Source organism: Nocardioides sp. NPDC004968, from assembly GCF_040608935.1.
In the GTDB taxonomy this organism is placed as follows: Bacteria; Actinomycetota; Actinomycetes; order Propionibacteriales; family Nocardioidaceae; genus Nocardioides.
The window spans coordinates 186,281-203,526 of record NZ_JBEXJF010000006.1 but is presented as its reverse complement, the minus strand read 5'-3'; the positions used below and the strand labels follow the sequence as shown (position 1 = coordinate 203,526).

The following is a 17,246-nucleotide window of genomic DNA, read 5'->3' as shown; positions in this document are numbered from 1 at the left end:
CCGCCTTCGGACCAGGGTTTGAGGTGGTGGGCTTCGGTCCAGGCTGCTGGGGCGTCGCAGTCTTCGGCTTGGCAGCACTTGTCTCGTAGCCGGAGTGCGCGGTGTTGGATCGGATACGCCAACCGAGCCGTCCTGCCGAAGTCGAGGATCTCGGAGTCCGTGCCCAACACCACCGGGACGAGGTCTGCGTTGCAGGCCATCCGGCGGGCCTCGGCGGCGGTGATCTGCTCGCCGTCGAAGCCTAGGGCTGCGGTGCCGAGGTCGTTGCGGAGGTCCTCGACGTTCATGGTGATGAACATCGTGGTCCCGTGGCCGCCGTGCCTGGGGAGTTGGTCGACGTCGTAGGTCTCGATGACGCGGGCGAAGGCCTGACCCAACAGCCGGTCGTAGGGGGCTTTGCGGCCCTTGTCCTCGGCGGACAGCTTCCGGGGCTGGGCCAGGGAGTCCAACTGGGTGCGCAGCCGCATTCCGACGGCACGGGAGACGCGGGCGTGGATGTCGATGGTGCCGTCGCCGTTGTCGCGGGAGGAGAAGAAGGTGCGCCGTTGGGCGCGCTCTTCTTCCTGATGGAGGGCTTTGGCCTCAGCAGCCTCGAACCGCTCAGGGTCGATCTCGGCGAGGATCCGGCGCCCCACGATCTTCAACTCGTTCGCCGTCAACCGGGTCGCGTAGTCGACCAACAGCTTCTCGGCCAGGACCAGGTCCTCGGCGCTGGCGGCGGGGTCGGTCTCGATGGCATCGAGGGCTCGGGTGATCACCCGTGCCTTGTCCTGGGACACGACACCCTCGGCAAGGCCGGTGGCGACGAGGTCGTACTTCGCGACCCCGGCGGCAAGCTTGACCTGGGAACGAGCGACGCCCTTGTCGACCAAGAGCTCGGTCCGCATCCACCCCGAGGCGTCCTTCGCGCCAGTCTCTTCGGCGATATCACCAGCCGTGGCCAGCACGCGAAGTTTCAACGCAGCCTGCTGAGCCTGCAGCTTCTCCAGCCGTGCCAGCAGGTCCTTCTTCTGCCCGGTGCGCCAGTAGGCGGGGTCGGTGGCCAACAGGTCTTGGAGGGCGGTCTCGATGGCCTTCAAGGCAGCGTCGATCAAGTCGCCGAGGTTGGTGCCCCACGGGTCGATCTCGCGGCCGAGACTCATCGCCGTCCCTCCACTTCAAAGAGGTGTTGTGATGGGGCTGATTCTACGCCTCCAGCCCTTCTCTGGCCATCTATTTCCCCAGGTCAACCACTGTTTTCGCGGTGAGCGAACGGCCTAGCATCTGTGGATGATAAGTGGCCCGAAGGGCCACCCTCCCGCCCCATCAACCTCACCTCACCCAAGCAAGATTCCGCTGCGCCACACCCCGGCCGCCGCCCCGATAGCCAGCCAATATTTTCTCGATCTGGTCCGGAGTCCAGGACCGCGAAGCGGCCGGCGAAGCCGGCGCCCGAAGGGCGTCCTTGACGCCGGTCCAGATCGAGAGACCCTCAAAGAACGGGTCGGCGGCCCACCCCAACCCCGAAGCAACAGCCGAAAAGCACTCCCCCAAGAGACAACCGCACCGATAGATTCCCCCAGCGTGGACCAGTGGACAACGATGGACGAGATCCTCGCGGCAAGATCAAGGTTCGAGTCAGCGATCGACGGCTGGACGCCCCCGAACGCCCACGGCGTCGGCCTCCGCCCATCGACAGCACCCGACCACAAGCCAGAGCATTTCCCCCTGGTCAACGCCTACGGCCACCGCCTCCCGGCGGTGGTGATCGCGACAGTCGTCGGACACAAGCGCGGAACCGCGGCGTACCGGCTGACCCGAGAGGAGCTCGAGCAGGCAATCGAGCTGATCTCGCCGGCGGAGGCGTACCTCGACTATGACCACCCCAACGTACGGAGCTGGCGCGACAGGATCCTGCCGGCGCTGACCGAGGATCCCGAGGCCGAGGTGGTGGCGGTGTTCATCGGCGACGAGCCGGAGGAGTCCCCCGATCCGGCGATCGACGCGTTCCGGGCGGCGTTCCCAGACCAGGCCGTCGCTATCGCGGCGGCTACGGCAGGGGCGGCGGTCGTCAGGGAGATGTACGGCACCGACCTGAGCCACTTCGACAAGTCCCCTACAGACTTCGCGACCGAGGCGGACATCGCCTCGGAGAAGGCGATCCGGGAGACGATCGCGACGTACCGGCCGGAGGATGCCTTCGAGGGCGAGGAGACCGGGCGCAGCGGCGACAGCGAGCGGCGATGGTTGGTCGACCCGCTCTGCGGGACCCTCAACTACGCCGCGCAGACCCCGCTCGCCGCGGTGAACGTCGCGCTCGTGACACCCGACGGCGTGAAGACGGCGGTCTCGGCGGACCCGATCAGCGAGGAGATCTTCTGGACCGACGCCACTTCCGCCTGGTTACGCCAGGGAGGCGGCGACACCGTCCTGACCCCGAGCCCGCGCACCCGGCTCGTCGACATCCAGTGCGACGGCCCGCTCGACCGGCCGTTCGTCGGCGGGCAGCTCGTCGCCGACCCGCGCCTGCGGGCCCAGTTCGGCCCGCGCGTGATGTCCTCCACCCTCGCGGTCGCCTGGGTGGCGGCCGGGCGGCGGGCGGCGTACGTCACCGATGGCCACCTCGAGGGAAGCGTTCACTTCACCGCCGGCATCGCGCTGTGCCAGGCCGCCGGCTGCGTCGTCACCGACCTCAACGGCGACCCGATCCACACCGGCCGCGGGATGATCGCCGCGGCCGACGCGGCGACCCACCAACTGCTGCTGGACCTGGTCCGCCCGCACCTGGCAGCGGCGGACCCGGACCGGACGAGCCCAGCCTGAGCCGAGCGGCTCAGCGCTGCATCAGCGCATCCATCGCGACCGCGAGGGCTGCGGCGACCCGGAAGTCGACGCGCGGGTCGTGGACGGTGACCGTGTACTTGTCACGGAAGGCGAAGCGGCGCTCGATCGAGATCAGCGGCTGGCCCTCGGAGGACACGTAGTCGAAGTGGATCGGCATGAAGTCGAACTCGGTGAAGCGGCGCAGGATGGCGACGAGCTGGTTGCGCTCCTGACCGGTGCCGGCGTAGCCGGGGCCCTCGACCTGGAACGTCGAGCGGAGCAGGCTCTTGCCGAAGTCCTTGCGGAAGAAGCCGAGCGCCGCACCGCTCGGGTCGGTGACGTCGTAGCCGGCGTTGAGGTCCATCACCGCACGCGCCTTGAACGCGAAGACGGCCTGCGATTTCGACTCGTCGGCGTAGAAGGTCACCTGCTCCTTGAACGCCAGCCGCTTCTGCTGCGCGAAGGCGAGCACCTGCCCCTCGGAGCCGTCGGCGTTGGCGGCCTGGGCGACGTACTTGTTGGTGAAAGGCGTGACCTTCTGGCGGAGGAAGAAGCGGGGGACGTGGTAGGGCTGCTGCGTCATGCGCGCAACCTATCGTCGTCAGCGACGTCGCGCGACGAGATAGGCCTGCGGCGTCCGCTCCCAGTCCTCGGCGGAGCGCACGACCGTCGCGGTGACCTCGAAACCCGCCTCCTCGAGCAGGGCGCTGGTCGCCTCGACCGGGAGCCGGTAGCCGTCGAAGGTGACGTCGTGGCCGTAGGCGCCGATGTGGCGTACGTGCTCGTCCCCGACCTGGAACGCGGTCACGAACCGGCCGCCGCGGCGGGTGACCCGGGCGAGCTCGGCGATGACCTCGGGCCGGCGCGCAGGCGGGGTGTGGATGAGCGAGTACCAAGCCAGCACCCCCGCGAGCTCACCGTCGCGGAGCGGGAGACGAGCCATGTCGCCGACCTCGAACCGGAGCGCCGGATGCCGTTCCTTGGCCTGCGCGATCATGCCCGTCGACAGATCGACCCCGAAGACGTCGATCCCCCGCTCGGCCAGATAGGCCGTCACCCGCCCGGGCCCGCAGCCGATGTCGCCGACCAGCCCGCCACCGTCCTTGCGTACGTAGCTGACGAAGGTGTCGAGGACACCGGCGTCGAAGGAGGTCTCGGTGATCGTAGGGTCGACGATCTCGGCGTACGCCTTGGAGACGGTGTCGTAGGCAGCCCGGGTCTCGGTGACGTCGTAGGGCTCCGTCACTGACGTCCCCGAAAGAAGGCAGCAGTCATCGCCATCACCGATTCCGCGGCCGGGAAGGTCTGGCCGTGGCGCCAGAAGCCGTGGATCTGGCCGACCGCACGGAAGGCGACCACCTCGACGCCGAGGTCGGCCAACCGGAGCGCGAAGTCCTCGTTCTCATCGGTGAGGATGTCGCCCTCGGCGCTGACGATCAGCGTCGGCGGCAGGCCGCGAAGCTCCTGTTCAGAGGCGAGATAGGGGCCGAGGTCAGGATTGCGGAGATCGGCCTCGGTCGAGGCGTACTGCTTCCAGTACCACGCCGCCTCCTCGTTCCAGCCATCCACCATCGCGTAGCCCGGGGTGCTCATCGACGGGTCGAGGAACGGGTAGACGAGCACCATCGCGCCGAAGACGCCCGGGTTGCGCAGCGCCGCGACGAGGGCGAGGTTGCCGCCGGCGCTGTCACCGTGGACGTACGCCGGCAACGTGCTCAGCAGCGGGTCGTTGCCCAGCCACTTGACGACCGTGTCGACGTCGTCGGGAGCCGCGGGATAGGGGTGCTCCGGAGGCCTGCGGTAATCGACCGACAGCACCCGCAGCCCGCTCCGGTTGGCGAGCCGCCGGCACGCGGCGTCGTGGACCTCGACGTCGTTGAAGACGAAGCCACCGCCGTGGAGGTGGACGATCACCCCCTCGCGTACGTCCTCGGGGGTGTAGAGCCGGCACGGAACCCCGTCGGCGTCGATCCCGGCCACCTCCGCGACCTCCTCCTTCGCCTCAGCTGCGGCCAGCTTGCGGGCCTGGTCCCGCTGAGCGGAGACGTCGACCTCCCAGACCGGCGGCGAGGCCTCCTCGGCAGCGATGGCACGGCGGGCGGCAGGGAAGAGTCGAACCATGTCAGAAGATTCCCACACGAGTGGCGGTGGTGCATGCTGATGCGCATGACAGTGGCGGGGGTCATGGGGACCTCGATCTACATCATCGACCTGCTGGTCAAGGTCATCGCGCTCGGAGTCGTGCCGAAGAACCGGCGTCCGGCCAGCGCGATGGCGTGGCTGCTGGCCATCTTCTTCATCCCGGGAATCGGCCTGATCGGCTACCTGCTGCTCGGTCAGACCCGGCTGGATCGCCGGCGACACGCCCGCCAGCGAGCCCTGAACGACGAGGTGTCCGAGTACGTCCGCGGACTGCCGAGAACGCCGCACCAGACGACGATCTCCGAGGTCGACGCGGCCACGATCGAGCTGAACGAACGGCTCGGCTCACTGCCTGCCAGGTCGGGGAACCGGATCGATCTGATCGACGACTATGCCGCCTCGATCGAGGCGATGACGGCCGCGGTGGACGAGGCCGAGTCGTACGTGCATGCGCAGTTCTACATCACCGCCTGCGACCACATGACCGAGCCGTTCTTCGACGCCCTGGACCGGGCCGCGGCGCGTGGGGTGAGCGTCCGGCTCCTCCTCGACCACCTCGGCTCGCGCGGCATCCCGGTCTGGCGCAAGCTCGTGAAGCGGCTCGACGCCTCCGACATCGACTGGCACCCGCTGCTGCCGATCGACCCCCTCCGCGGCCAGATCCGCCGCCCCGACCTGCGCAACCACCGCAAGCTCCTGGTGGTCGACGGCCGGGTCGCGTTCACGGGCTCGCAGAACCTCATCGAGCCCGGCTACAACAAGCCCAAGAACCACCGGGCCGGCCGCGAGTGGGTCGAGCTGAACGCACGGATCGAGGGTCCGCTGGTGACTGCGCTGAACGTCGTGTTCGCCAGCGACTGGGACACCGAGACCGGGGAGCTGCTGCGGTCCGAGCTGGCCGCCACCGCGCCGCGCGCCGGCGACGTGACCGGCCAGATCGTGCCCAGCGGGCCAGGTGTCGACGCCGAGAACAACCTGCGCGCGTTCACCCATCTCATGTACGCCGCCAAGAAGCGGATCTCGATCACCAGCCCCTACTTCGTGCCGGACGAGTCGCTGCTGTACGCCGTGACCACGGCCGCCCGCCGTGGCGTCGAGGTGGAGCTCTTCGTCAGCGAGGGCAAGGACCAGTTCATGGTCTACCACGCCCAGCGCTCCTACTACGAGGCGCTGCTGGAGGCCGGTGTCCGCATCTATCTCTACCCCAAGCCCGCCGTCCTGCACTCCAAGCACTTCAGCATCGACGACGAGGTCGCCGTGCTCGGATCGAGCAACATGGACATGCGCTCCTTCGCCCTCAACTACGAGATCTCGCTGATGCTCTTCGACGGCGAACCGGTGGCACAGCTGCGGAAGGTCGAGGACAGCTACCGGGCCATCTCGCGCGAGCTGCTGCTCGAGGAGTGGCTCGCGCGGCCGAAGATCGCGGCTTACGTCGACAACGTGCTGCGCCTCACCGCCGCTCTTCAATGAGGTCGATGCACACACCAGTCCGGGGGGACGTACGCTCCGAACCCATGCCCGTGAGCACCCGAATCCTGGCCCTGTTGACCATCCTCTGCGCGGTGACCGTGGGCTGCGGCTCGGCGGAGACCGCCGATGACTCCGCATCGCCGACCACCAGCGCGAGCGTGCCGCCCAGCTCGCCCGCCGCCGGGAACGATCCGTCCCCCTCCTGCGAGGCAACGGGACGCTACGCCGACTACTCCGAGGCGGCCGTCGCCGATGAGTGCTACACCGACACGATCCTCTTCTTCCACGCGCCCTGGTGCCCCGAGTGCCGCGGGTTCGAGGAGGCGATCAAGAGCGGCGAGGTGCCTGACAAGGCCCAGATCCTGAAGGTCGACTACGACTCCGCGACCGACCTGCGCAAGCAGCACGGGGTGACGATCCAGTCGACCTTCGTACGCGTCGACCCCGCCGGCGAGACCGTCAAGCTCTGGTCTGGCTACGGCCAGGACAAGTCGGTCGGCGCCATCCTCGAGAACACCCAGTGACGCTGCTGCTCGCGTCGTTCCTCGCCGGAGCGCTCTCGGTGCTCGCCCCGTGCGTGGTGGCGTTCGTGCCGGCCATATTCTCCCGTGGGTACAGCCTGTCCCGCGGGACCGGCGAGCGCCGGCCGTGGGTGGCGGTGGCCGCGCTCGGCGTCTCCGTCATCGTGTTCAGCATCGTGCTCAAGTCGACGACCCTCTTGATCGACGTCCCGCCACGGTTCTGGAGCGTCGTCTCCGGTGTGATCGTGGCGCTCTTCGGTGTCGTGATGATCTGGCCACGGCTGTGGGACGCGGTGGCGTTCCGGCTCGGGCTCGGATCGCGCGCCCAGGAACGTATGGCCCGGGCGAGCACCCGTCGCGGGATCGGCGGCGACATCCTCCTGGGCGCGAGCATGGGGCCGGTCTTCAGCGCCTGCAGCCCGACGTACGCCTTGATCGTGGCCGCCATCCTTCCGGCTGAGCCGCTGCGCGGGCTCGGCTACCTGCTCGCGTACGTCGCCGGTCTCACTCTCCTGCTCGCCGCGGTCATGGCGGGTGGGCGGGCGCTGATCGCCCGGCTCAGGTGGGCGATCGACCCCGAGGGCGCCTTCCACAAGGTGCTCGGCGTCGTCCTGGTGCTCATCGGGGTCGCGATCGCGACCGGGCTGGACAAGGCCCTGCTCACGCTGCTCGTGGAGCGGGGGCTCTTCGACTGGCAGATCGGCCTGGAGGGCCGGCTCACCACGGATCAGTGAGCCGGTCGGTGGCTGACATGAACGACCGGCCGCTCAGGAGGGGCACCACCGACGAGCCGTCGACCTCGGCGGCCACCATCACGTCGTCGGCGTAGCCCTTGGCGGTCAGCTCCCGGCCACCGGCGCAGGCATGGAGCGCGTCCGGAAGATCGGCCGCACGGAAGGCGTCGCGCGCCATGGCGGCCTCAGGCGAGAGCTCGTCTGGGTCCAGGACGTCCAGGACGGCGCCGGCTCCCCAGAGATCCTCGACCGCGGGGCGGAGTGTGCCGTCCGGCCAGCGCTCCCCCGACGCGATGAAGGCGACGCTCGCGCCGTCAACGCAGCGAGGAGCGAGCCACTCGGCGACCGCGGTCCGGTTGCGGAGCGAGGCACCGACGACCTTGGCACCGCCGTCGGCGAGCAGGGTGCTGATCGTCGACCCGTTGGGCGAGGGCAGCACGAGCCGCCGGACGCCCTCGGCCCGGCGCAGCGATGCGGGAGAGAGCGAGGGCCGGCCCGGCACCGCGTCCTGACGTTGCACCGCGAGAACGGCGTCGTGCTCGCGTGCGTACGCCTCCGCCCGGTCGTCCCGCCACCGGAACGGGAACACCTCGATCCCGCGCTCGACGGCGACCGTCAGCGTCGTGGTGAACGAGAGCACGTCCACCACGACGGCGGTGTCCACCGGCCCGATCGCCTCGGCGCCCACCGGCCCCCAGTCGAGCCGGAACCGGTAGGCGTGCTGACGGTGCTGCGCGTCGAAGGTGGTCACCCGCCGAGGCTAGTGACCCCTAGCCGAGTGCGGCGGCGATCTGCGGGGAGATCTCGCGCAGGGCGCGACCACGGTGGGAGATGGCGTCCTTCTCCTCGATCGACAGCTCGGCAGACGTACGCCCGTCCTCGGTGTCGACCGCGACGAACAGGACGTCGTAGCCGAAGCCGCCGTCACCGCGGACCTCGCGGATGATCCGACCGTCCATGCGGCCCTCGACGACGATCTCGCCACCGTCCCAGACGAAGGCGATCGCGCAGGCGAAGTGGGCACCGCGGCGCTCGTCGGGGACGTCGGAGAGCTGAGCCAGGAGCAGCTCGTTGTTGCGCTCGTCGGACTTGGGTGGGCCGCCCCAACGCGCCGAGAGCACCCCGGGCATCCCGTTGAGCGCGTCGACGCAGAGACCCGAGTCGTCCGCGACGGTCGGCAGACCGGTGGCCGCGAACCCGGCCCGCGCCTTGATCAGCGCGTTGCCCTCGAACGTCGGCGCGTCCTCGACCGGCTCGTCGTAGTGGGTGACGTCGTCGAGGCCGACGACCGAGACCCCGGGCACCAGCGGCGAGAGGATCCGGAACATCTCCTCCAGCTTCTTGGCGTTGCGCGAGGCGACGTGGATCTTCGGCTCAGCCGGCAAGTGCGGCCTCCTGCAGCTTGGTCAGGTCGGCGCAGCCCTTCTCGCCCAGCGCCAGCAGGGCGTCGAGCTCGGCGCGGTCGAAGGCGACGCCCTCGGCGGTGCCCTGCACCTCGACGAACTTGCCCTCGCCGGTCATCACGATGTTCATGTCGGTCTCGGCGCGGACGTCCTCCTCGTAGGGAAGGTCGAGGCGCGGTACACCGTCGATGATCCCGACCGAGATCGCAGCGACGGAGCCGGTCAGTGCCTTCTGCACGCCCAGCGAGGCCACCGCGTCGGACAGCGCGACATAGGCGCCGGTGATGGCTGCCGTACGCGTCCCGCCGTCGGCCTGCAGCACGTCGCAGTCGATGTTGATCGTGTTCTCGCCCAGGGCCTTGTAGTCGATCACCGCGCGCAGCGAGCGCCCGATGAGCCGGGAGATCTCGTGCGTACGTCCGCCGATCTTGCCCTTCACCGACTCGCGCGAGGAGCGCTCGTGGGTCGAGGCCGGCAGCATGGCGTACTCCGCCGTCACCCAGCCCAGCCCGGAGCCCTTGCGCCAGCGCGGCACGCCCTCGGAGGCCGAGGCGGCGCACAGGACGCGGGTCTTGCCGAACTCGATGAGGACGGAACCGGCCGCGTGGTCGAGCCAGTTGCGGGTGATCTTGATGGGGCGCAGCTCGTCGTCGGCGCGCCCGTCAGCTCGTGTGGTCACGGGACCACCCTATGCAACGCTCTCCCGGCTCTGCTCACCACTGGGTCGAACCGGTCGCGCCCAGGCCCGGCGCACCACCCAGGGCCCCAGATCCCGCGCCCGCCGCCCCATCCACGGCACTCCCTCACCGGCCATCCAGGCCAGGTCCTGCCGCCAGGTCGTCGGCAGCCCGCCGGCCGGCTCGAGGCTCGGCGGCTCGAAGGTGAGGCCGTACGTCACCAGCTGCTCGCCGAACGCACGGGCCATCCTCCGGTGGCCGAGCTCGGAGGGATGCAGCCGGTCGGCGGCCCAGAACCTCCGCTCGTGCAGGTCGGGAACCGCACCCAGGTCCAGCCGCAGCCCACCGTAGGTGGCATGGACCTCGTCCCAGATGGCGTTGAGATCGGCCGTACGCCGCTGGATCGACCGCTTCATCCAGCCCGGCATCGGCCACATCACCGAGTGGTCGTGGAAGCGCGCCGTCATCAGCAGCGCACCCTGGCCCGCGAGCGCGTCGGCGCAGGTCATCAGGTCGTTGCGGAGACGCTCGGTGTCCCAGCCGGACCGCATCACGTCGTTGACGCCGACGATCAGCGAGGCCACGTCGGGCCGGTGCGCCACCGCATCGGCGAGCTGCTGCTCGACCACCACGGTCGAGGTCGCCCCGATCACCGCGCTGTTGCAGAAGGAGATGTCGTACGTCTGTCCCAGAGCCTCGGCGAGAAGCCGGGCCCATCCTCGCCAACCCTCAGTGACCGGGTCGCCGAGGCCAACGGTGGCGCTGTCGCCCAGCGCCGCATAACGCAGGTAGGTGCCCACGTCTCACAACGGTGACGGGGGTGGGTGCCGAAGCACCCACCCCCGCGTGTCGTGTCGCGAACAGTCCGATGAACTACTTGAGCTCGGACTTGAGAACCCGCATCGTGCCGAGCACCAGCGGCAGCCCGACCCACAGGGTGATCGAGGTGGCCAGCCTGGCGAACCCGAGCGCTCCGTCCTCGACGGCCATTCCGGCTGCCCTCATCTCGTTCTCCGCGATGTAGGGCATCATCGCCACCTGCATGGAGATCCAGGGGAAGATGTTCTGGGCCCAGTCGAAGATGAAGTAGAGGGCACTGAAGACGGACGCCTCCAGGATCAGCGTGTAGCCGTAGTAGATGACCAGTGCGGCCGGGGTGTTGAGCAGCAGCATCGCGAACCCGAAGCCCATGAGCAGGTAGAGGATCTGCGTCGCCAGGGTCCACGCGAGCGCCTCACCGCTCACGTTCCAGTTCGCCTCGGAACCGGCGATCGCGGCTCCCGCCACCGTCCCGATCGCACCGATGCCGACCGCGATGGCCATGGTCACGATGCCCAGGACGAAGACCGCGACCAGCTTCGCGAAGATGACCTTGAGCCGGCTGGGCTCGAGGGTGAAGGTGACCATATGGGTGCGCTGGCCCCACTCCTGGGTCACGATCATGATCGCCAGCACCGGCACCAGGAGCGAGACCGGGAACGAGAGGGCGCTCATCCAGGTCGATGCGGGCAACGCGGCCATGTCGGACAGCGCCGTGACGAGCAGGATGATTCCCGCGACCAGGGCGATCAGCCCACCGGTGATCATCAGCATGACCCGTCCGGCACGCGTGTCGGTCATCTTGCGCCACTCGACCAGCACCAGGCGGCCGAACGGCACCTTGGTGGCCGTCGGGAGCGGGGTGGAGGGCGCTACGGATACGGCACTCATGCGGAGGCTCCTTCGGCCTGGATGGGCGCGACTTGCTCGCGCTGGGTTGCGGCGGTGAGCTGCAGGAAGATGTCCTCGAGCCCGGCGCCGCCGTCACGCAGGTCGGTGAGCACGACGTTGGCCTCCAGAGCGGCCTTGCCCACCTCTGCCGGGGCGGCGGAGACGCGCATGCCGGTGCCGACCGGCTCGACGCTGTAGCCCTTGGCCTTCAGCGCAACGGTGAGCGCCTCGTTGTCCAGGGAGGTGACCAGAGACTGGCCGGCGGTGCCCTGGCCGGCGAGGATGGCGTCCTTGGTGCCCTCGGCCACGATGCGGCCGTTGCCGATGAGGATCAGCTCGTCGGCGATCTGCTCGACCTCGTGCAGCAGGTGGGAGGAGAGCAGGACGGTGCCGCCGCGGTCGGCGTACTCCTTCAGCAGGCCACGCATCCAGCGGATACCCGCCGGGTCCAGGCCGTTGGCCGGCTCGTCCAGGATCAGCACCTTGGGGTCACCGATCAGCGCGTGCGCGATGCCGAGACGCTGCTTCATGCCCAGCGAGTAGTTCTTGATCCGGCGCTTCGCCTCCGACGGCGTCAGCGAGACCAGCTCGAGCATCTCGTCGACGCGAGACTTGGGCAGGCCCATCGTCATCGCGGCGAGCGTGAGCACCTCGCGGCCGGTGCGGCCGTCGTGCTGGGCGCTGGCGTCGAGCAGCACGCCGACGTGGCGGCCCGGGTTGGGGAGGTCGGCATAGAGACTGCCGTTGATCGTTGCCCGACCCCTGGTGGGGTTGGTCAGTCCGACCATGATGCGCATGGAGGTCGACTTGCCCGCGCCGTTCGGGCCGAGGAAGCCGGTGACTTTGCCGGCCTCGGCGGTGAACGACACGTCGTCGACCGCGGTGAAGGTCCCATAGACCCTCGTCAGTCCTTCGACTTTGATCATGACGTACATCCTGCCGTGCCTCCGGCGCAGACTGCATCGGACATACGGATGACCTGCAACCCGACGAAAGTATTGGCCGGTCGCGACCACGGCATCGGGTCCGTCAGGCTTCGGTTCACTAACGTGTATGCCGTGCAGCAACCGTCACCCGAGGCCTATCAGCCACGCCTGAGCCTGTGGGGGCACGTGTGGCGGTATCTCCTTGCGCTGGGGATCAGCGCCGTTGGCTTGGTCTCCAGCACCGATGGATGGCCGGAGTGGCGCTTCCTGCTCGATCTCAGCCTCGGCGTCCTCTCCATGGTCCTGGTCTTCTGGCGCCGCCGCTGGCCGGTGGCGATCGCCACGTTCACAGTCGTCGCCGGGGCGTTCTCGATCCTCTCCGCCGGGGCGTCAAGCCTCGCCTTGGTCTCGCTGGCGACTCGGCGCCGCTGGCGCGAGATCATCCCGATCTCCCTGCTCAACGTCGCCGCAGGCATGTTCTGGTTCGCGGTGATGGAGACCACCCCCGCGGAGGAGATCCCTGGCATCCCGTTGTGGGGCTTCAACCTCGGCGCCAACGTGTTGATCATCGCCGCGATGGTCGCCTGGGGCATGTACATCGGCTCCCGCCGTGAGCTGATCGCAACGCTCCGGCTCCGCGCCGAGACCGCCGAGGCCGAGCAGGCACTGCGCGTCTCCCAGGCCCGCGAGACCGAGCGCCGACGGATCGCCCGCGAGATGCACGACGTGCTCGCCCACCGCATCTCCCACATCTCCATGCAGGCCGGCGCGCTCGCCTACCGCGAGGACCTCTCCGCCGACGAGGTCCGGGGCGAGGTGGGCACCATCCGCGACGGCGCCCACCGGGCGCTTGACGACCTCCGGACCGTCCTCGGCGTGCTGCGCGGCAACGGCGAGGATCCCGAGACCGCGCCCCAGCCGACGTACGCCGACCTCGGCCGCCTCGTCGAGGAGGCCCGGGCGGGCGGCATGAACATCACCTTCGAGGACGATGTCGAGGGCTCGCCGCCGGAGGCGGTCGGCCGGTCGATCTACCGGGTCGTGCAGGAGGGCATCACCAACGCCCGCAAGCATGCGCCCGGGGCGGCCCTGAAGGTGTCCCTGCAGGGCTCGGAGGAGCACGGGATCGAGGTGTTGCTGCGCAACCGGCTCGGCTTCGACTCCAACACTCCCGGGGCCGGCCTTGGCCTGATCGGGCTGACCGAGCGCGTCGACCTCGCGGGCGGACGGCTCGCGCACCGTACGGAAAAGGATGTCTTCATCCTCGAAGCATGGCTACCGTGGGGCCAGTGAGCAGCCCAGGGACCAACCCAGAGCGTCCGGTGAAGATCAAGGTGGGGATCGTCGACGACGACCCGCTCGTGCGTTCGGCCCTCGGGCTGATGCTCGGCGGTCAGGCCGACATCGAGGTCGTCGGTGAGGCGACCGACGGGCAGGAGGCGCTCGCTCTGGTGCGTACCTCCGCCCCTGACGTGGTGCTGATGGACATCCGGATGCCCCGGATCAACGGGCTCGAAGCGACCCGCCGGGTACTCACCGAGTCACGGTCACCGAGGGTCATCGTGCTGACCACCTTCGGTGCCGACGAGTACGTCGTCGACGCCCTCGCCGCCGGCGCCGACGGGTTCCTCCTCAAGGACACGCCCCCGCCCGAGATCGTCGCGGCGATCCGCGCGGTCGCCTCCGGCGAGCCGATCCTCTCCCCCAAGGCCACCCGCACCCTGATCACCCGGCTCCGCGCCGAGCCGACCGGCGAGCGCGCCGCTGCCGCCAGCCGCCGGCTCGAGGCGCTCACCGACCGCGAGCACGAGGTCGCCCTCGCGGTCGGGCGCGGGCTGAGCAACGCCGAGATCGCCAAGGAGCTCTACCTCTCGATCCCGACCGTCAAGGCGCACGTCTCGCGCCTCTTCGACAAGCTCGGCGCCACCAACCGCGTCCAGATCGCGATCACCGTGCACGACGCCGGCCTGGTCTGAGCGCTCGCCTCACCGACCACTTGCGTCACACCGCTCGGGGTTTTCCTGCACTTCTCGGGTGTTGCAACGCCTGAGAAGTGCAGGGATACCCGGTTAACCGGGTATCCCTGCACGAGCTCAAACCTCGTACACAGCCCCGGTAGCCGCCAGCTCCGTCGGCCCCTCGTACGCCGACCGCGCCTCGCGGAGGGCGTCGGCGGAGTCATGCCAGGGCGGGACGTGAGTGACGACCAGCTTCTTCACATGAGCCTTGGTGGCGTACTCCCCCGCGTGGACGCCGGTGATGTGCACGCCGGGCGGGTTGTCGACGCCGTCGCGAAAGGCGGCCTCGCAGACGAACAGGTCGGCGTCGGTGGCGATGTCGAGCAGCGCCTCGGTCTCGGCGGTGTCACCGCTGTAGGCGATGACCTTGCCGTGCGCCTCGATCCGGAGTCCGTACGCATCGACCGGGTGCTCCACGGCCGTCGGGATGATCCGAAAAGGACCGAGATGGATCGGCCCGGTGTAGGTCGAGAACGCGAACTCCTCGCGCATCCCGGGGCGCTTGGGCAGGTCGTAGGCCTTCGCCAGGCGCCGGCCGGTGCCCTTGGGGCCGTAGACCGGGATCGGCGGCTGCGGGCCGGTCGGGTGCCACTTGCGGAGGACGTAGTAGGAGGTCATGTCGACGCAGTGGTCAGCGTGCAGGTGCGAGAGCAGGACGGCGTCGATCAGCAGCGGGTCGATGTAGCGCTGCAGGACTCCGAGCGCACCGTTGCCCATGTCGAGCACGATCCGCCACGTACGTCCGGCCTCGTCGTCGGCCTCGACGAGATAGCAGGAGGCGGGGCTGTCGGGTCCGGGATAGGAGCCCGAGCATCCGATGACGGTCAGCCGCATCCCGGAGGTCATCCCATCCCCCCGGCGAACTGCTGGGCGGCGGCGAGCTCCGGACCGAGGAACCGGGCACCGATCGCCTTGAACTCGGCGGGGTTGCCGGTGGTCAGGAACGTGTAGGTCGGCTCGCCGCCCTCGCGCATCAGGTCATGCTCGGCCAGGACGCGGTAGACGTCCTTCGCCGACTCCTCGGCACTGCTGACCAGCGTCACGTTGTCGCCCATCACATAAGAGATCACACCAGTCAGAAGCGGATAGTGGGTGCACCCGAGGATCAGCGTGTCGACTCCGGCGCTGGTCAGCGGGTCCAGATACTCGTGCGCGGCGGCCAGGAGCTCGTCGCCGCCGGTGATGCCGGCCTCGACGAACGGGACGAACTGGGGGCACGCCTGGGTGTGCAGCGAGACGTGCGGAGCCGCGGCGAAGGCGTCGTCGTACGCCATCGACTCGGCGGTCGCGTGGGTGCAGATGACTCCGATCCGGCCGGTGCGGGATGCCGCGACGGCGCGGCGGGTCGCCGGCAGGATGACCTCGACGACGGGCAGCGGCTTGTAGCGCTCCCGGGCATCACGCAGCATCGCGGCCGAGGCCGAGTTGCACGCGATGACCAGCGCCTTCACGCCTTGGGCGACGAGATGGTCGAGGCACTCCAGGGCGTACTCGCGCACCTCGGCGATCGGCTTGGGCCCGTAGGGCGCGCGGGCGGTGTCGCCGACGTACAGGATCGACTCGTGGGCGAGCTGGTCGATCACCGACCGCGCCACGGTGAGACCACCGAAGCCCGAGTCGAAGATCCCGATCGGGGCGTCGCGGTCGGGCTGGGCTGAACCCAGGGGCGAGGGCGAACCCAGGGACGAGACGGACTGCACGATCGTCAAGGCTAGGCCCAAACAGCGCAACTTCGCAGTGCTGGGGGTCACTCGACACATACCCGAGATCCATCTCACGTTCATGAGCGGGCCGGATCAGTGTTGTTAACGTCCGGTTATGACGATTTCTCGGCGCTCGCTGGTGCTGATGGTCCTGATCACCCTGTTGGGCCTCACCTTCGCGGTCGTCGAGCTGCCGGGGCGGTCGGCGCAGGCGGTGACCACGACGCGAGTGCTGGCGATCTCCGTCGACGGCCTCAGCGTGACCGCGGTCGAGAAGCTCGGCCCGAACAACCTGCCCAACATCTACCGGCTGATGCGTGGCGGCGCCTCGACCCGCCAGGCGCGCAGCGAGTACGAGCAGAACGTCACCCTGCCCAACCACACCTCGATGGTCACCGGCCGCCGGATCACCCGGTCCGCGCACGGCCACGGGGTCACCTGGAACGACGACCGCCGCTGGATGACGGTGCAGGAGGCCGCCGGCCACCCGGTCTCATCGGTCTTCAGCCAGGTCGAGCGCACCGGCCGGAGCAGTGCCCTGTTCGCGTCGAAGTCGAAGTTCGGCATCTTCGACCGCTCCTGGCCCTCGATCGACCGGTTCGTGGTCGACAGCGACGCCGACCTTGTCAGCCGGGCGGCTGCCGACCTGGCGACCAACGAGCGTGCCTTCACCTTCGTCCACCTGGGCTCCCCCGACCACTACGGTCACCGCGACGGCGGGATGAGCGCTGCCTACCGCGCCTCGGTGATCCGCACCGATGCCCGCATCGGCAAGCTGCTGAAGGCGATCGACTCCTCGATGACGCTGAAGCGGTCGACGTACGTCATCCTCACCGCCGACCACGGCTTCAAGGCTGCCGCCAGGGACCACGGCGCCCACCTCTACTCCAACTACCGGATCCCGTTCGTCGTGTGGGGTCCCCAGGTCGCCCGCGGTGCCTCGCTGTACCGGCTCAACCCCGACTACCTCGCGCCGGGGACGACCCGGCCGACGTACGCCGGCAGGCAGCCGATCCGCAACGGCGACCTCGGCAATCTGGCCCTGGACCTGCTCGGCCTGGGCCCGATCCCCGGCAGCACGCTGAACTCAACTCAGTCACTAGACATTCGCTGAGCGTTCGCCCGGGGTGCCATCGG

At 69.2% G+C, this 17,246-nt stretch carries 19 protein-coding genes; 7 read left to right on the top strand and 12 right to left on the bottom strand.

The window, feature by feature from the left end; all coding sequences use genetic code 11:
• Positions 1-1,142: DUF222 domain-containing protein (locus tag ABZU72_RS09950; protein ID WP_355018694.1), on the bottom strand; the 1,142-nt coding region annotated here is incomplete at its 3' end.
• Between the two features lie 421 nt (positions 1,143-1,563).
• On the opposite strand from ABZU72_RS09950, the gene ABZU72_RS09945 reads away from it, so the two are divergent.
• Positions 1,564-2,802, top strand: a complete 1,239-nt coding sequence (locus tag ABZU72_RS09945) for an inositol monophosphatase family protein (RefSeq protein ID WP_355018693.1) — start codon at positions 1,564-1,566, stop codon at positions 2,800-2,802.
• Between the two features lie 10 nt (positions 2,803-2,812).
• On the opposite strand, the gene ABZU72_RS09940 is transcribed toward ABZU72_RS09945, so the two are convergent.
• Genes ABZU72_RS09940 through ABZU72_RS09930 form a run of 3 tightly spaced genes read right to left on the bottom strand, consistent with a single transcriptional unit; the run spans position 2,813 to position 4,923 of the window.
• Positions 2,813-3,385 (bottom strand): hypothetical protein, encoded by a 573-nt coding sequence (locus ABZU72_RS09940; protein ID WP_355018692.1) that lies wholly within the window; start codon positions 3,383-3,385, stop codon positions 2,813-2,815.
• 18 nt (positions 3,386-3,403) lie between these two features.
• Positions 3,404-4,048, bottom strand: a complete 645-nt coding sequence (locus ABZU72_RS09935) for a methyltransferase domain-containing protein (protein WP_355018691.1) — start codon at positions 4,046-4,048, stop codon at positions 3,404-3,406.
• The gene (locus tag ABZU72_RS09930; RefSeq protein WP_355018690.1) at positions 4,045-4,923 is read right to left on the bottom strand and encodes an alpha/beta hydrolase; all 879 of its coding nucleotides are present in this window, start codon (positions 4,921-4,923) and stop codon (positions 4,045-4,047) included. Before ABZU72_RS09930 ends, ABZU72_RS09935 begins: the two co-directional genes overlap by 4 nt.
• Positions 4,924-4,968: 45 nt before the next feature.
• Here ABZU72_RS09930 and cls point away from each other — a divergent pair, with 45 nt between their 5' ends.
• The 3 genes from cls to ABZU72_RS09915 are packed head-to-tail and all read left to right on the top strand — an operon-like array spanning position 4,969 to position 7,672.
• The gene (gene cls, locus ABZU72_RS09925) at positions 4,969-6,417 is read left to right on the top strand and encodes a cardiolipin synthase (protein WP_355018689.1); all 1,449 of its coding nucleotides are present in this window, start codon (positions 4,969-4,971) and stop codon (positions 6,415-6,417) included.
• A 44-nt stretch (positions 6,418-6,461) separates the two neighbouring features.
• Positions 6,462-6,941, top strand: coding sequence for a thioredoxin family protein (locus ABZU72_RS09920; protein ID WP_355018688.1), 480 nt, complete (start codon positions 6,462-6,464; stop codon positions 6,939-6,941).
• The gene (locus ABZU72_RS09915; RefSeq protein ID WP_355018687.1) at positions 6,938-7,672 is read left to right on the top strand and encodes a cytochrome c biogenesis protein CcdA; all 735 of its coding nucleotides are present in this window, start codon (positions 6,938-6,940) and stop codon (positions 7,670-7,672) included. The genes ABZU72_RS09920 and ABZU72_RS09915 overlap by 4 nt, the downstream gene beginning before the upstream one ends.
• Here ABZU72_RS09915 and ABZU72_RS09910 read toward each other — a convergent pair.
• From ABZU72_RS09910 to ABZU72_RS09885, 6 genes are all read right to left on the bottom strand, one after another.
• Positions 7,656-8,423, bottom strand: a complete 768-nt coding sequence (locus ABZU72_RS09910; protein WP_355018686.1) for a 2-phosphosulfolactate phosphatase — start codon at positions 8,421-8,423, stop codon at positions 7,656-7,658. The two genes, ABZU72_RS09915 and ABZU72_RS09910, sit on opposite strands and share 17 nt — an antisense overlap.
• A gap of 19 nt (positions 8,424-8,442) precedes the next feature.
• Entirely contained in the window at positions 8,443-9,057 is a 615-nt protein-coding gene (gene rdgB / locus ABZU72_RS09905; protein ID WP_355018685.1) for an RdgB/HAM1 family non-canonical purine NTP pyrophosphatase, read from the bottom strand.
• The gene (gene rph, locus ABZU72_RS09900) at positions 9,047-9,754 is read right to left on the bottom strand and encodes a ribonuclease PH (protein WP_355018684.1); all 708 of its coding nucleotides are present in this window, start codon (positions 9,752-9,754) and stop codon (positions 9,047-9,049) included. Before rph ends, rdgB begins: the two co-directional genes overlap by 11 nt.
• A gap of 9 nt (positions 9,755-9,763) precedes the next feature.
• Entirely contained in the window at positions 9,764-10,552 is a 789-nt protein-coding gene (locus ABZU72_RS09895; protein ID WP_355018683.1) for an SGNH/GDSL hydrolase family protein, read from the bottom strand.
• A 73-nt stretch (positions 10,553-10,625) separates the two neighbouring features.
• Entirely contained in the window at positions 10,626-11,462 is an 837-nt protein-coding gene (locus ABZU72_RS09890; protein ID WP_355018682.1) for a hypothetical protein, read from the bottom strand.
• Positions 11,459-12,388 carry an ATP-binding cassette domain-containing protein gene (locus ABZU72_RS09885; RefSeq protein WP_355018681.1) on the bottom strand — a complete coding sequence of 310 codons (930 nt, stop codon included), beginning with the start codon at positions 12,386-12,388 and terminating at the stop codon, positions 11,459-11,461. The genes ABZU72_RS09890 and ABZU72_RS09885 overlap by 4 nt, the downstream gene beginning before the upstream one ends.
• Positions 12,389-12,520: 132 nt before the next feature.
• On the opposite strand from ABZU72_RS09885, the gene ABZU72_RS09880 reads away from it, so the two are divergent.
• Positions 12,521-13,681, top strand: coding sequence for a histidine kinase (locus ABZU72_RS09880; RefSeq protein ID WP_355018680.1), 1,161 nt, complete (start codon positions 12,521-12,523; stop codon positions 13,679-13,681).
• Complete coding sequence (locus ABZU72_RS09875; RefSeq protein WP_355018679.1) at positions 13,678-14,364, top strand: response regulator transcription factor; 687 nt, start codon at positions 13,678-13,680, stop codon at positions 14,362-14,364. The genes ABZU72_RS09880 and ABZU72_RS09875 overlap by 4 nt, the downstream gene beginning before the upstream one ends.
• 117 nt (positions 14,365-14,481) lie before the next feature.
• Here the strand turns inward: ABZU72_RS09875 and ABZU72_RS09870 are convergent, their stop codons facing one another.
• Both ABZU72_RS09870 and murI read right to left on the bottom strand, forming a co-directional pair.
• Positions 14,482-15,252: an MBL fold metallo-hydrolase gene (locus ABZU72_RS09870; protein ID WP_355018678.1), complete on the bottom strand. Its 771-nt coding sequence runs from the start codon at positions 15,250-15,252 to the stop codon at positions 14,482-14,484.
• The gene (gene murI / locus ABZU72_RS09865; RefSeq protein WP_160024693.1) at positions 15,249-16,106 is read right to left on the bottom strand and encodes a glutamate racemase; all 858 of its coding nucleotides are present in this window, start codon (positions 16,104-16,106) and stop codon (positions 15,249-15,251) included. Before murI ends, ABZU72_RS09870 begins: the two co-directional genes overlap by 4 nt.
• A 118-nt stretch (positions 16,107-16,224) precedes the next feature.
• On the opposite strand from murI, the gene ABZU72_RS09860 reads away from it, so the two are divergent.
• A complete protein-coding gene (locus ABZU72_RS09860; protein ID WP_355018677.1) occupies positions 16,225-17,223 on the top strand; it encodes an alkaline phosphatase family protein in 999 nt (332 codons plus the stop codon).
• The last annotated feature ends 23 nt before the right edge of the window (positions 17,224-17,246 follow it).